12 protein-coding genes and 2 pseudogenes are annotated in these 13902 nt (G+C 46.1%); 10 read left to right on the plus strand and 4 right to left on the minus strand.

The annotated features are described in order from the left end of the window. Positions 1–77: 77 nt before the first annotated feature. A complete protein-coding gene (locus J2Z18_RS14460) occupies positions 78–929 on the minus strand; it encodes a LysR family transcriptional regulator (protein ID WP_007128039.1) in 852 nt (283 codons plus the stop codon). A 129-nt stretch (positions 930–1058) separates the two neighbouring features. On the opposite strand from J2Z18_RS14460, the gene J2Z18_RS14465 reads away from it, so the two are divergent. Next, positions 1059–2048: a zinc-binding dehydrogenase gene (locus J2Z18_RS14465; RefSeq protein WP_007128038.1), complete on the plus strand. Its 990-nt coding sequence runs from the start codon at positions 1059–1061 to the stop codon at positions 2046–2048. 98 nt (positions 2049–2146) lie between these two features. Here the strand turns inward: J2Z18_RS14465 and J2Z18_RS14470 are convergent, their stop codons facing one another. Both J2Z18_RS14470 and J2Z18_RS14475 read right to left on the minus strand, forming a co-directional pair. Further along, the gene (locus J2Z18_RS14470; protein WP_280922092.1) at positions 2147–3880 is read right to left on the minus strand and encodes an ABC transporter permease; all 1734 of its coding nucleotides are present in this window, start codon (positions 3878–3880) and stop codon (positions 2147–2149) included. Next, entirely contained in the window at positions 3783–4664 is an 882-nt protein-coding gene (locus J2Z18_RS14475) for an ABC transporter ATP-binding protein (RefSeq protein WP_210094860.1), read from the minus strand. The genes J2Z18_RS14470 and J2Z18_RS14475 overlap by 98 nt, the downstream gene beginning before the upstream one ends. A gap of 320 nt (positions 4665–4984) precedes the next feature. Here J2Z18_RS14475 and J2Z18_RS14480 point away from each other — a divergent pair, with 320 nt between their 5' ends. From J2Z18_RS14480 to J2Z18_RS30460, 3 genes and pseudogenes are all read left to right on the plus strand, one after another. Then, positions 4985–5581: a TetR/AcrR family transcriptional regulator gene (locus tag J2Z18_RS14480; protein ID WP_007128035.1), complete on the plus strand. Its 597-nt coding sequence runs from the start codon at positions 4985–4987 to the stop codon at positions 5579–5581. Between the two features lie 255 nt (positions 5582–5836). Beyond that, positions 5837–6457 (plus strand): annotated as a pseudogene (locus J2Z18_RS14485) (erythromycin esterase family protein); the annotation flags it as partial. A gap of 18 nt (positions 6458–6475) precedes the next feature. Continuing rightward, positions 6476–6679 (plus strand): hypothetical protein, encoded by a 204-nt coding sequence (locus J2Z18_RS30460; protein WP_007128033.1) that lies wholly within the window; start codon positions 6476–6478, stop codon positions 6677–6679. A 461-nt stretch (positions 6680–7140) separates the two neighbouring features. Here J2Z18_RS30460 and J2Z18_RS14495 read toward each other — a convergent pair. Next, positions 7141–7533: pseudogene (locus J2Z18_RS14495) on the minus strand (VOC family protein). A gap of 316 nt (positions 7534–7849) precedes the next feature. Between J2Z18_RS14495 and J2Z18_RS14500 the strand changes: the two are divergent. The 6 genes from J2Z18_RS14500 to J2Z18_RS14520 all read left to right on the plus strand — a co-directional run bounded on the left by J2Z18_RS14500 (position 7850) and on the right by J2Z18_RS14520 (position 13805). Then, positions 7850–9019 (plus strand): enolase C-terminal domain-like protein, encoded by a 1170-nt coding sequence (locus J2Z18_RS14500; RefSeq protein WP_210094862.1) that lies wholly within the window; start codon positions 7850–7852, stop codon positions 9017–9019. Between the two features lie 432 nt (positions 9020–9451). Beyond that, positions 9452–10477, plus strand: coding sequence for a UDP-N-acetylmuramoyl-tripeptide--D-alanyl-D-alanine ligase (locus tag J2Z18_RS30465; RefSeq protein ID WP_245255993.1), 1026 nt, complete (start codon positions 9452–9454; stop codon positions 10475–10477). Positions 10478–10542: 65 nt separating this feature from the next. Continuing rightward, positions 10543–10959, plus strand: coding sequence for a glutamate ligase domain-containing protein (locus J2Z18_RS30470; protein WP_245255994.1), 417 nt, complete (start codon positions 10543–10545; stop codon positions 10957–10959). 213 nt (positions 10960–11172) lie between these two features. Further along, positions 11173–12135, plus strand: coding sequence for a hypothetical protein (locus tag J2Z18_RS14510; RefSeq protein WP_210094863.1), 963 nt, complete (start codon positions 11173–11175; stop codon positions 12133–12135). A gap of 230 nt (positions 12136–12365) precedes the next feature. Further along, entirely contained in the window at positions 12366–13244 is an 879-nt protein-coding gene (gene rarD, locus J2Z18_RS14515) for an EamA family transporter RarD (protein ID WP_210094864.1), read from the plus strand. 216 nt (positions 13245–13460) lie between these two features. After that, positions 13461–13805: a transposase gene (locus J2Z18_RS14520; RefSeq protein WP_007128026.1), complete on the plus strand. Its 345-nt coding sequence runs from the start codon at positions 13461–13463 to the stop codon at positions 13803–13805. Positions 13806–13902: the final 97 nt, after the last annotated feature.

A 13902-nucleotide genomic window follows, 5' to 3' on the forward strand; every position in this document is an offset into this window, starting at 1 on the left:
AACAGGAGCTTTTTTATGTGTTCGATAACAACAAATCAATACCTTCTAAAAGAAAATAGCAGGTGAAGATTAAATCACTATTGATGATTTAGCTCTAAAAATGCTCGAAGCGCGCTGCTCACTGGGACGTCCCTGTGATAAATAAAATGCACCACAAGCTCACGATAGGACTTCGGAAGCGTCATGGCTTTCATGTTGATCTCCTTGGAAAGCATTGCGGCATTGGACCTCGGAAGGAGAGCTACACCGAGTCCCGAAGCAACCCCTCCGATGACAGCTTCGAGCGAACCGAACTCGATGATACGCGGATGTTGGACTCCGGCTTCTGCCAGAAGGCGCTCCACTCTGGACCGGTGAGTACAGCCCGTCGATAAGATCAGCATTGGCTTGTGCAATTGCTCCTGCAGACTTTCGGCCCCAACTTCGGTGAGCAGCACCAGTTCTTCTTGATAGTAAGGGATCTGCTTCAGCTGAGGATGCGTTACAGGGCCGTACACGAAAGCCCCGTCAATTTCACGGTTAACTACTTGCTGCATAAGTACGCTGGAATTACCCGTGTTCAGGGACAGATTGACCTCAGGGTATCGAGCATAATAATCGGCGAGGCGTTCCGGAAGATAAGCTGCGGCGGTGGATTCAATCGCTCCGATTCGCAGCTGTCCCCGCGGCTTATCCTCAGCCTGAACGGATTTCTCCGCTTCACCCAGCAAATTTAAAATTTCACGCGCATATCCAAGCAAAATCTTACCGGCTGGAGTCAATTCCATCCCCCGGTTGCTTCGGACAAATAGTGATGTTCGCAGGCCTTCTTCCAGCTGGCGGATCCGGCCCGTGACGTTAGAGGGAACATACTGAAGGCGCTGGGCCGCTCGCGTGATGCTGCCTTCCTCCGCCACTGCGTAGAATATACGTAAATCTCCACTTTCCATACGCCTTCACCATCCTGGCTTCATTTCTACTGAATGTCACATTCATTACTAACCATTTTACATGCATCGGAGTGAAACTTACAATGAATCCAGGACGGCCAACAGGCCGGAAGAAGGAGAGGAATTCATATGAAAGCAGTTATTCATCACGGCCCGAGCGGTCTGGGCGGGCTTCGAATCAGCGATGTGAAAATAAAACAACCGGGTTTAGGTGAAGTTAGAGTCCGCTTAAAGGCGGCCGGACTCAATCACCGTGATCTATTTTTGATGGAGGGACGGCAGGCAACGGATAGGCCGCTCATTCTGGGTTCAGACGGGGCAGGGATCATTGAGGAAGTGGGTAAGGGCGTTAGCGATCACATGGTTGGCAACGAGGTCATCATCCATCCGACGATCGGCTGGGAGCGCACAGAAGAGGTCCCTGTAGTACCTGAGATTTTGGGCGGTCCGATGGACGGCACCTTTGCCGAGACGGTAGTGATCCCGGCGGGCAATGCCTTCAGAAAGCCATTATATCTGAGTTGGGAGGAAGCGGGAGTACTTCCTTTGTCTGCTCTAACAGCCTACCGTGCGCTGTTTACAAGGGCCCAAATCAAGGCAGGCGAGCATGTGCTCATTCCGGGCATAGGAGGCGGGGTTGCAACCTATGCGATGCTCATGGCCCAAGCTGCGGGGGCTGTCGTGAGCGTTACATCCCGCAGTGAAGCCAAGCTTGTTGAAGCTCGGAGGTATTCTTTACATAGGGCTTTTTCAAGCGACGGGGATTGGAACGAAGAGCTGGAAGGGGAGAAGGTGGACGTGATCCTAGATAGCATCGGTCCGGCAACCTTTTCCCAATACTTAAAGGTGATTAAGCCCAATGGGCGGATTATCAGTTTTGGGGCCAGCTCCGGCGATACGGTAGATGTTCCGCTTAGGGCTTTGTTTTTTCCTCAGCTGTCCTGGATCGGTACATCGATGGGGAGCCGGGAGGAGTTTGCTGAGATGCTTCAGTTCATGGAGAAGCACAGGATTCATCCGCTGATCGACCGGATGTACGCGATAGATGAGACACGGAGCGCGTTTCAGCGAATGATGGCGGGCGAGCAGTTTGGCAATATCGGTTTGCTCTTCGGATAAACGCCATAAATCACAAAAAATAACGGGCCGAAATCACATAGTTCAGCCCGTTTTCTGCTCCATTTTATGTCAAGACATATTACGAATTCACTTCTCTGCTAAGCTCCTTCCACCATATCCCGTTTGCGATATCCCATGTAGCCCATAACCATCAAAGCAACACTGATCACCGAGATCGCAATAAAGGTAGCGGCATCAAACGGATCTACAGGCATCCGCGGAATCCAGCTCTGGACGGCTGTCTTAGCGAACCATTCCGGCAAATCCAAAATGCCGCCGAAGTAGTTTAATGCAAAAGAATAGCCAAGGTACCCATATACGGCTTTCCCTAGTCTTGGGGCCCAGCCTAAAGCCAATGCGGCGAGCCCCGTAAAGAATAACACGGAAGGGAAGAAATTATAACCCGCCACGAAAAAATCCCGCATATTGATGGACGAGCGGTCACCCATGGCAGAAATGGCCGTCGCTCCAAGACCGCCGGAAGCGAGCAAAATGCCCACGATCCCAGCAGCGATGGCCAAAATGACACTCGTCCAATAGAGCTGAGCTCTCGTCACTTTGGTTGCATAAAGCTGACTTAAATGCAGCCGGGTTTCTTCCGAGAACAGTTTGTTCACGATCGCAATCGGCAAAATGGAAACCATTCCGATCAAGACCATCATTATGGTCCCGGTGAAGGATTCCTCGATGGAAACGCCGGATATGGTAAACATTTGACTCATGACTTCATTGCTCTCGAGGAAAGCCTGCATATCTCCATAAATCGAACCATAAGCTGCTCCCATAATGACGAAAGCAATCAACCAGCTGATCATTACGCCTTTGTTCAGCTTGGTAAACAGGCCGGGTACGGACAGCAATGATTTTTTTGCCGATTCTCGTCCTTCTCGTTCGGACAAATAACCGGCCCCCATGTCTCGACCGCCTTCAAGGGCAAAAGCGATGATCACGACAATGACGCTGAAGACGATCGCCACAATCAGGGGAATCCAATTGTTCTTTGTAAATGGATAGGCTAGATAAGTCCAACCCATCGGATTGATCATGGAGAAATCAACATTCGACACATCCGTACCAGCACGAAGAATATAAAGCAAACCTACAATTCCAAGCGATGAACCGGTTGCTCCGGATGAAGTTGGCATAATTTGCGCCATGACTAAGGCAATCACGGCTCCCAGGATCCCGGCCATCCCGATGGATGCGCCAAACAAAAAGGCTCCATCGGCCGAAATCGTATCTGCGCCATAGCTGGTCATGACTCCTCCAATCACGAGCGCCAATAGAAAATTGATCAAGACGACTTCGGCAATCACCGCAAGCGAATTGGCTTGACGACCTACTTGAAAAGAGCGTACGAGTTCAGTAAGCCCTAGATCTTCTTCTTTGCGGGTATGGCTTACCACATGCAAAGCAGCGATAATCATCGCAAACAAACCGCAGAATAACAGCATTTCGTGCGCATACATCGCGCCTAAAGTATAATCCGCCGCGGTCTCAACCGGTGTCGGACCAACCATGGAAATCATGGCAGGATTTTGCATGGTTTCATACATTCCCTGCAAACCTTGCCCTTTGCCGATTTCTTCAAAAGCCGGAACAAATCCGGCTGAAAACAAGCCTAAACCTAAAATCCAAATGATGATTTTTTTCCAATCACGTTTCAGATATTGGACGAAAAGTACACGCGAACGCGCAAATTTTTCTTGCATCCCAGTCTCCTCCGTTTCCGCTTTAGACTTCATAATGACGCATGAATAAGTCTTCCAGCGTAGGCGGCACGGATTCAAATTTCTTGACGCCCAACTTTGCCGCTTCGGACAAAATATCATTGATACATTCGTTATCCGCCGAGAATGTCGCTTGATTGCCGGATTGCTTGAAATCATGGACACCGTTAACGGATGCCATCTTAGCCACATCGCCTTGCGTTACCATAGTTACTGTCGAACGGGTTAAGTGACGCAGCTCATCCAATGTTCCGGTTTCAACCACTTTGCCCTGGCGAATGATAACTACTTTATCGGCCAGCCGTTCCACTTCGCTCAAAATATGAGAGGACAGTAAGATTGCTTTTCCCGCAAGCTTGATTTTTTCGACCTCATCCTGGAAGACGGATTCCATCAACGGATCCAGGCCGGAAGTCGGTTCGTCGAAAATATACAAATCGGAATCAACGGATAAAGCCGCGATCAAGCCGACTTTTTGCCGATTTCCTTTGGAATAGCCCTTGGCTTTCTTCTTCGGATCCAACTCGAACCGTTTAATTAAATAGTCGCGTTTCGTTTTGTCTCCGCCGCCATGCAATTTCATAAACAAATCAATGATTTCGCCGCCTGTTAAGCTGCCCCAGAGCGCCACGTCCCCAGGAACATAAGAAATTCGTTTATGAATCTCAAGACTGTCCTTCCATACATCCTTGCCAAAGATCGTCGCATCCCCGGCATCCCGCTGGATGATCCCGAGCAGCGTACGAATCGTGGTGGATTTTCCCGCACCGTTCGGCCCGATAAATCCGGCAACTTCCCCGGCATTTACCGTAAATGACACGTCATGCAACGCTTTGAATTTCCCGAAGCTTTTTTGCAAGCCTTGAACTTTTACAATGTTTGTCATAGCACTAAAACTCCTTCTTGACCAGTTTTAGTAACGTGCTTTCCAGTCTAAAGCAAAGCTTCACCTCAACAAATAATGAACTAATTATTGATATTTAGTTCTTATAATCGTTGAATTCGCTTTGTTTTAAACCAAAGTTCATTTACAACTTCAGTTATACACCCGTTTAATGGCATAGTCAATGCAAAAAAACATAAGTTTAGAACTCTTATTTGTTTTATAATTCGTAATTTCGATATATAATTAATAGGAAGGAAAAATACGAACTAAATCCTCCATATTCATTTTTAATCATAATCGTTAGAAAGCAGGAATAAGGAATGAATGGTTTTGAAAAGCGGACCCAAGCGAAGAAAAATCAAGTTCTAGAAGCAACGTTTAACTTGATGAATACCGATGCGGGCATCGAAAATGTAACGGTAGATGAGATCGCGAGACATGCCAATGTCGGTAAAACGACGATATTTAAGTATTTTGGGAGTAAAGAAAACCTGATCCAGGAGGTGTTTAAGTATTTTTTAACTCAAATGGGAGAATCGGCCCGGGAGCTCATGGCCGAAAATAAACCTTTCGAAGAAACGATCATTGCCATGAGTCAGATCAAAATTCAATTTCTGGAGAAGATCAACAAGCAATTTTATTTCGATTTAATGGATTATTTTACGAAGAAAGGAGATGACGGATTATCACTGATGATGCAGCAGTACGTCCAGGAAAGCTACAGCCTCATGTTGGATTTATTTCACCGCGGGCGTAAAGAAGGTAAGGTTGATCTCAAATATTCGGATGAATTTCTTCTGATTTATTTTCAGGCTCTGGTTGAAGGGATCTCCAGCCCCCATATTTACAAGAGGATTCTCCCTTATACCGCCCAATGGACGGAATTACTGATAAAAGGTGTTGCACCAAGCAAATAAAGCAATCAGTGAACGCCACAATCCCCAGGCTTCTTTCACTGATTTTGAGCCCTTAGCCAATATCTTTCGCCGCACTACTATCATCGGGGTTGGAGAGTCGACTCGCGGTGCCCGAAGCGCTCACCAGATATATCTCATTAAGGACCGACTTACGAGATTCCTTGTTGAACACCTGGGATTCCGTACGCTCTTTCTGGAGACGGACTGGACTATAGGGATGCAGCTTAATGAGTACTTGCGCGTACAGGCAAGGGCGACCCACAAGCTTTGCTTGCTGCAACTTGGGGCCCTTTACAGACAGAAGAGGTTCTCGATGCTCTATGTTGGATGCGCTCCTATAATATACAGAACCCGGGCGATACGATTCGAGTTTTTGGTGGGTACTTCGGTGCAGGGCATGTTCAGGTATCCGACGAAGTGGCAAACTATGTACGAATAAATGCGCCAGAACGGCTGGATGAGCTAGAGACTCATTATTCGTTTCTTCGTCCCTCGAGTGAAATCGACAAGCATATCGCGTGGTACTCCAGCCAGCAAAATAAACAGCGATTCATTGATCACGCACGACTGGCCTACCAGCTCATTGCCAAGCTCCCGAGAAATGACGGGCACGAATTGGCGCTTCAATACGCTCGTTTCATCTTAGGCTTCTATGAGTACGAGGGCTTTGAGAGCCTTGACCTCGATCATCGAATGGCAAAAAACATGATTTGGTGGCACGAGAACACAGGTGACAAAGTTGTGTATTGGGGAGGGATTGCACATAATTACGACCTTGAGAAAGATTCAACCTTTCACATAGTTGGGCCTCTCGCCAAATGGTTTGATATCATTATTCATTTTCGGGAGATTACGTCAGCCCGTAACTTGTTTTGATGTGAGGCGGTGATTGGAATGAGGATTTTAAAAGCTGGTTATGGTCTAGACCCTAATGGTTTCATAGTAAGCGATGCTAGCAAAGACAAAATTGATGATGTCTATATGACTTGCATCCATGAATCGATCGAGAGCTTTAAACAGGTATTTCATCAGGAACTTCATAGTGTTTATCTGTATGGTAGTGTAGCAGAGGAGAAGCGATTCCAAAATCCGTTTTAATGGCAATATTGAACAGGCCCTTGACCGGACATTAGCAAGGTTAACAACAGTGTCTGGAGAAGATTATAAAACTATTACAACAAGCTTCGCCCGTAAACTTATTTGAACATACTATTCCATGGTGATGGTGCGTTCTCAGATTTGGACGACTCGACTTCACGAGCAGGCCGAAGTCTTTCTTCAGCAATTCCCAGAAAAAGATTCCATCATTCACACTCTGCTTAATTGGATTGATGAACCCCCTACGGACCATAAGACTGTTAATGAGTTGTTTAAGATGGAGGGGGAATGGGCGAGCGTTAACTTTATGAATGAAGCGAAGGTCTTATATAGCTAAGGGTAGATGATTGATTCAACATCCTCTGATGGATTGACACTCCGGCCTTGTTCCACTTTCGCGTTGCCAAGCAGAAATAGGGCTGCCCTCCAGCTCATGGCTGGGGTAGCCTGTGACAGTTTGTTTATTCCGGTTTCACCGTAAAAATCTGAAACGTAACGCCGTACCGGTCGGTCACAACGCCATATGCAGGACTAAAATGAACTTCTCCAAGAGGGATATTCACTTGACCTCCTTGCTGCAGAGCTTGAAAGAAACGCTTTGATTGATTTACATCTGGCGTCGTCAAGCAAATATTCACTTGATTTCCTTCCTTGTAGGGAAAATCCGCATCAATGTCAGCCGCAAAGAGCTCCGTGTCGCCGATACGCAAAATAGAGTGAGCGAGTCGGGCTCTCTACGTTTCGGACAATTTCTCGCCGCCTGGCGATTCTCCGAACGTCTGCTTAAACAGGATAGTCGCGCCTAACGCTTCCTCATAGAATAGGATCGCCTCTTCAGCCTTTCCGTCCAACATAATCCTTTCCGTCCAACATAATAAAAGGGAGCGCTTTCAACATCGTTACCCGTCTCCTTTACATGTCTATTCGTAACTCCACTCATGGATACATCTACATTAAGTCTCATAATAGTGACAATACTTGTCATGATAATCCAAAGGCAAAATAGGACGGGGAAGTTTTTTTACTCACGACTGCGAAACCGTGAGTTTTATTACAGATCTCAATGGATGGAGAATTTTTCTTATCTACTAACAATATAAATCTACAATAGTGCTCTGTTCACGAATCAAATAGGGACATGATACCGTCAAGTCGGCTAAGGAGGATCCTATGAACATTGCGGTTATACAGGCTGATTGGAAAGTGGAAAAAATCGAATTCGCTAAGTTAACGGGGGAACGAGCCAGAAATGCGGGAGCCAATGGCAGGATCGGCATTCATGGCAAAAGCTGCACAGTGGATATCGCCAGAATTACGATCGATGGACAATCAGGTTACGGCAGCTCGATCCATATGACGCCGGAATGGGCCGAAAACATAATCGGCCGCCGATTGCTTGACTTATTCGATGAGCGTGGCCGGCTGCATGAAGCGTATCGTTTACAATTGGAATATCCCGTGTTCGATTGGTTAGGGAAGCGGGAAGGTAAACCCGTGTACCAATTAGTGTCCGGTGCCCGCACGCTATCGGGAGCCCCTTTGGTTGTCCCTTGTTATGATACCTCGCTATACTTCGATGATTTACATTTGCCCGATGAGCGGGCTGCAGTCGCATTGATGCAAGAAGAAGCGATGCAAGGTTATGCGAAGGGCCAACGTCATTTTAAGATTAAGGTTGGCCGAGGCGGACGCCATATGCCGCTCTGGGAAGGGACGAAACGAGATATCGCGATCGTACATGGGATTTCGGAAGTGGCAGGTCCCGCAGGCAAGATCATGATCGATGCGAATAATGCATATAATTTGAACTTAACCAAAGAGGTTTTGGCAGCTTTGGCGGACGTGAATCTATACTGGGTGGAAGAAGCCTTTCATGAGGATGAAGCCTTATACGAGGACCTGAAGGAATGGCTCCGTCAACGTGGACAGAATGTGCTTATCGCCGATGGGGAAGGTCTTGCAGCACCTCATCTTGTTGAGTGGGCGATTCGCGGCCGTGTAGATGTGCTGCAGTACGATATCATCTGGCCCGGCTTCACGCATTGGATGGAATTAGGCGAGAAGCTGGATGCCCATGGTTTGCGGTCTGCGCCTCATTGTTACGGCAATGCCTACGGCATTTACGCGTCGGGACATTTGGCAGCAGCGGTACGTAACTTCGAATTTGTGGAATATGATGATATTACAATTGAGGGAATGGACGTATCTGGCTACCGAATCGAAAATGGCGAGATCCATATTCCGGCCACACCGGGTTTCGGGATCGGCTTCGACGATGAACTTGTAACATACCTTGTAGGGCGATCCGGCTGGTCCCTAGATGCTGAAAAAATATTGTGAATGCTAGGCCACATCCCGTAGCGGAGAAGGGGGGACCTGCATGTTATACACGGAGGTAGCAAATTCGTCCTCGGCAGCGTCATCGCATAACGTCAACCAGTATACATGATCCCGCTGCTAGTCGAGAAAGCAACCCAAAAAGAAACCTCTCCTTCGGTGAGATGGAAGTACAACCATCTATAACTGGAGGGAGAGGTTTTTTGGTGTATCAAATTGTCCCTTTTCAAGATAACACCATCATAATGTATAGTATTGATTCAGACAATTGCTTTCTTGTTCACTGAAAATCTGAACGATGGCGGGAATGTCTAAGCTTAAAGCCGCATAGCTGCGTTTTTTGTGATTTAACCGCACCTGTCTTATTAGACGATGCATTAACAATCATGAAATTGAAAAGTGTAAGGACCACCTAATGCAGAAAATGTCTCCTAGATGGATCTATTTTTTTCCTTTCATCCATGTCATTATCAAGATAAACAAAAAGGAAAATTTCCGCGCACGGGTCACTACATTGTTTCGTGCATTTTGGTCAAGGCACAAAATAACGTTTTAACAAATGGCGGTGTTATGATGATTTCTCATAAACTAAAAGTTATTGAACAGATGTCGGAAGGCGATGGGTTATCAAGGGAGTTTGAAGAAATTTTGATTCAAGGAGTGTCGATTGACTCAAGAACAGTTAAGCCAGGCAACTTATTTATTCCTATTATAAGAGAGCTAGATGGTCATAATTTTGTTACAGAGGCAATCGCTAAAGGGGCAGTGGCTGCTTTTTGGCAAACGGATCACCCGGACCCACCTATTCACCTGCCGCTAATCTTTGTTGATGACTGCCTAGAGTCCTTACAAAAATTAGCGAAAGCGTATCGAAAAGAATTAGGAGTCAAAATAATTGGTGTTACGGGTAGCAACGGTAAGACGACTACGAAAGAAATGCTTCATTCAGTTTTAGAAACGAAGCTTCGCGTTTACAAAACAGAAGGCAATTTAAACAGTCAAGTAGGTGTCCCATTATCAATTTTAAGGATAAATAGAGATGTCGAAGTTGCAGTAATTGAGATGGGAATGAGTGAAAGGGGACACATTGATCAGTTATCAAAAATTACCGAGCCGGACATCGCAATAATTACAATGATTGGGGTTGCGCATCTTTCAAGCCTCGGCTCCAAAGAAGGAGTAGCTGCAGCAAAATTAGAAATTTTAAACGGTCTAAAGAATGGTGGATGTCTAGTTTATAACGGTGACGACCCGTTGTTAACCACCAAACTCTGTAATATTCTAAGAACCTCAATAGAAACCATAAGTTTTGGCCAAGAACATTTTAATGATATAACATCTGAAAATGTTGTGACTAACCCATACGGTTCCAAATTTTCTGTAGCTAACGATAAATTTTATCTCCCGCTTTCGGCGAACACAATATTAATAATGCACTTGCTACAATTGCAATTGCATTAAAGATGGGCTTCAACTCAACAGAAATTAATGAGGGGTTTCGAAACCTAAAACTGCCCGGGATGAGAATGGAAAAGATTGATTCTTCTTTGGGATTTACAGTAATTAATGATGCATGGAATGCGAGTCCTGATTCTGTCAGTGCAGCAATAAAGACTTTTCAAGAACTAACAGGCTATAGAAAAAAGTATTTAGTAATTGGTGATATGCTTGAACTTGGTGATCGTGAAGAAGAGTTTCACCGAAACATCGGGAGAAGCCTTGATCCCCGTGAAATTAACTATGTATATACATTCGGCGAACTTAGCCGTCTTATTGCATTAGAAGCAACAAAGAATTACCCAGTTGGCGCAGTAAAAACATTTATGGATAAAATGGACTTGGCAAGATCTATAAAAAGAGTGATTACGGAGAATGACGTGATTTTATTGAAAGCATCAAGAGGAATGCAACTTGACGCAATAGTTCCAATACTAATGCAATAACTAATACGCAAATGGTTAGATAGCTCAATCTCACAATACGACGGCAGCTGGCTGGAGGATCGTCTGCCGTCGCCTCTGTTAACGGGAAGGACGGTTCTGATTTTCATTACCATAGAGTTCGTTCTATTAACCGTATATATGGTAAATTGTATAGGATTGGAGAGGCAAGCGATAAGCTTATTTACTTGCAAGTGAAGGGGATCAATATTCGATATGTTAAAAGAAGATAATATTCTGGATAGACTCCAGCAATTTGTGTCTGTGGACGCGGTTCAACGGGAGAGCATGAAAGCTAGCCTTGCCGAGGAAATACTGTCGTCTGATGAAACTTTGAAAGCTGCGAATTGGATCGTTAGCTTTATCGAAAGCTTATGTCATGCCAAGCGGGATCTGGGCTTTTTCACTGTAGTAAACAACCCCGAGCTTGTTGCTGATTTAATAGAAGTAGCTTATGAATGTCTGCCTGAGAACGGTGTATTGCAACCATTCGTTACCCCAATGGCACGATTATTGTATATTGACAAAAAGGAACGAGACAAATTAGAATCGGAACGGTATGTGCAGTACCGGGCAGCAGCTATGTTGGATTCACTAATTTCCTTAAACGTTTCGTTGCCAGCGGAAGTCGTAGAGCTGTTGTTATCGGATTATTTTATCAATGATCTGCCTACGGAAGAGCTCAATAGCAGTATATGGAGGAGATTGGCTGATCGAGGCATTAATATATCCTGTCATATTAATACGCTGCACAGCTATGTGAAAAACGATGAAACGATTACTCTCACTAACAATAGTTTACTAGCTTTATGGGCATGCATTCGCGGAGGATATTTTGATACAGCCATACCCAATAGTGATCAAACGTACAAAGCTTGGCTTTGGCATTTGGTTACAAGCTGCGTTCATAAACTGAAGAAAAAATACGAGGAAACAACCCGCTTGGTGGCTGTTGGCTGCCTTCTTGAAACTGCAAGGAAATATCCGGAGACTCAAGGTTTGATATTGGAATGCATGTCGAAATGGGGAATAAGAGAACCCAAGAGTCCGCGTAGTGATTTCCAGCGAGATGTTAAAGAGCTTTTTTCACGTTGTAAAAATCATCCGGATACAACTTGCTTGCCGGCAGGTTATGTTATTACAAAAAATGGGATCTCTAGACAAAGAACTGGCGGATGAGGATATATTGTGAATCTAAATCGGAGTTCGGCTAGGATTATATTGTTAATTCGTAACAAACCATACCAATGTGAAACGTGTGGAACGTTTAGAACCTATGGACTTTAAAAGCCGCATATTGCGGTCTTTTTTCTTTTAAGTAAGCACATACAGATTATTTACTTTACTTAAACGAGGATCGAGGCGTATAATCCGTTTCAGACATCGGAGAGAGAAGAGGGGACGTAATCATGAATAATGGATTGGTCAACGCTATTATTGCGTATATCATGTGGGGGGTTCTCCCGCTTTATTGGAAGTTGTTTGATAATGTGCCGGCAGGCGAGATTCTGTCACATCGGGTTGTCTGGTCGTTCGTCTTCATGGGTATTCTCGTCGCGCTCCAGCGCCGTTGGGGTGAACTCAGGAAGATTGCAGCTAGCCGCTCGCTGCTGCTGTCGCTCACTGCCAGCGGATTGCTGATCGCTGCGAATTGGCTGATCTTCATCTGGGCGGTCAACAACGGCCATGTTGTCGAGACAAGTCTCGGCTATTATTTGAACCCGTTGCTGAATGTACTGCTTGCGGTGGTATTCCTTCGCGAGAAGCCAAGCCGCGGTCAATGGCTCGCGATTGCCATCGCGGGTGCCGCGGTGCTCATCATCGCCATCGACTACGGGAGGTTCCCGTGGGTTGCGATCTCGCTGGCCGTGTCGTTTGGCTTATACGGTCTTGCGAAGAAGAAGATCGCGCAAGACGCTTCTGTGGGCTTGTTGTCAGAGACGGCTGTCGTCCTGCCCGTCGCACTCGGCTACTGGATTTATCTGGCTGCCGTAGGAAAGACAACGGCATGGACGCTGCCTCCGTCCATGTTCATCGAACTGCTTCTTTCCGGCGTTGTAACGGCGCTGCCGCTGCTCTTCTTTGCCCGGGCGGCTGCCCGGATGACGCTGTCCACGCTCGGCTTCGTACAATACATCGGGCCAACGATCATGCTGTTGCTGAGCGTATTCGTGTTCAAGGAATCGGTCTCCCCGATATTGCTCGTTGGCTTTGCGCTCATTTGGACAGCGCTCGTCGTATATGCTTCGTCATCGATTCGAAGCGCGAAACTCGCGAAGGCGAGCTGAAGGGAAAGGCGCCCGCTAATGAAGGATGGATTTTAACATAAGCCATTTGTAAGAGGAATGATCCATAAGAAGAAAAGGAGTTAACCGAAATTTTTCAAATTGGTGTCGGAGGACAAAAACATGGTCCCAATATAAGTCGCTATTTTGATATTATCCCCTTTAAGTAGACAGTGTGTAAAAAGCGCATTAAAGTCTACTTTGGAGGGGATTTTTTCCATGGGCGAAATAAGAAAGACATATGACATCGAATTTAAGCGCAAGGCTGTTGCGATGTTCCTGGAGGAAGGTCTTGGCTACAAGACGGTAGCCAAGACCTTGGGCATCGATGATAGGATGGTTCGAAGATGGGTGGCTCACTACGAGCGAGAAGGAATTGAGGGTCTCAAGGAAAAAAGAGGCACCTCGACGGGTTCGAAGAACGGGAGACCGAAGAAGGCCAAAACCTTGGAGGAAGAAGTCCTGCGGCTGCGAGCGGAGAATGCCTTGCTAAAAAAGCTATGGGAACTGCAAAGGGGGCAAGAGCAAAGCGACGTCAAACCTACCAAGCCATCGAAGCGCTAACCAGCAACTACCCCGTGGCCTTGCTGTGTGAACTGGCAGGTATCGCTCGAAGTAGTTACTACAAATGGGCAGCCAGAAAGAATAATCCAACGCCCAA

This window comes from Paenibacillus lactis (genome assembly GCF_017873605.1).
Classification (GTDB): Bacteria; Bacillota; Bacilli; order Paenibacillales; family Paenibacillaceae; genus Paenibacillus_AQ; species Paenibacillus_AQ lactis.

Excerpts from the sequence above, each read along its gene's own strand:
- J2Z18_RS14460 (WP_007128039.1), bottom strand. The coding sequence starts at position 929 with ATGGAAAGTGGAGATTTACGTATATTCTACGCAGTGGCGGAGGAAGGC.
- J2Z18_RS14465 (WP_007128038.1), top strand. The coding sequence starts at position 1,059 with ATGAAAGCAGTTATTCATCACGGCCCGAGCGGTCTGGGCGGGCTTCGA.
- J2Z18_RS14470 (WP_280922092.1), bottom strand. The coding sequence starts at position 3,880 with ATGATATTTTGTCCGAAGCGGCAAAGTTGGGCGTCAAGAAATTTGAAT.
- J2Z18_RS14475 (WP_210094860.1), bottom strand. The coding sequence starts at position 4,664 with ATGACAAACATTGTAAAAGTTCAAGGCTTGCAAAAAAGCTTCGGGAAA.
- J2Z18_RS14480 (WP_007128035.1), top strand. The coding sequence starts at position 4,985 with ATGAATGGTTTTGAAAAGCGGACCCAAGCGAAGAAAAATCAAGTTCTA.
- J2Z18_RS30460 (WP_007128033.1), top strand. The coding sequence starts at position 6,476 with ATGAGGATTTTAAAAGCTGGTTATGGTCTAGACCCTAATGGTTTCATA.
- J2Z18_RS14500 (WP_210094862.1), top strand. The coding sequence starts at position 7,850 with ATGAACATTGCGGTTATACAGGCTGATTGGAAAGTGGAAAAAATCGAA.
- J2Z18_RS30465 (WP_245255993.1), top strand. The coding sequence starts at position 9,452 with ATGGATCTATTTTTTTCCTTTCATCCATGTCATTATCAAGATAAACAA.
- J2Z18_RS30470 (WP_245255994.1), top strand. The coding sequence starts at position 10,543 with ATGGAAAAGATTGATTCTTCTTTGGGATTTACAGTAATTAATGATGCA.
- J2Z18_RS14510 (WP_210094863.1), top strand. The coding sequence starts at position 11,173 with ATGTTAAAAGAAGATAATATTCTGGATAGACTCCAGCAATTTGTGTCT.
- rarD (WP_210094864.1), top strand. The coding sequence starts at position 12,366 with ATGAATAATGGATTGGTCAACGCTATTATTGCGTATATCATGTGGGGG.
- J2Z18_RS14520 (WP_007128026.1), top strand. The coding sequence starts at position 13,461 with ATGGGCGAAATAAGAAAGACATATGACATCGAATTTAAGCGCAAGGCT.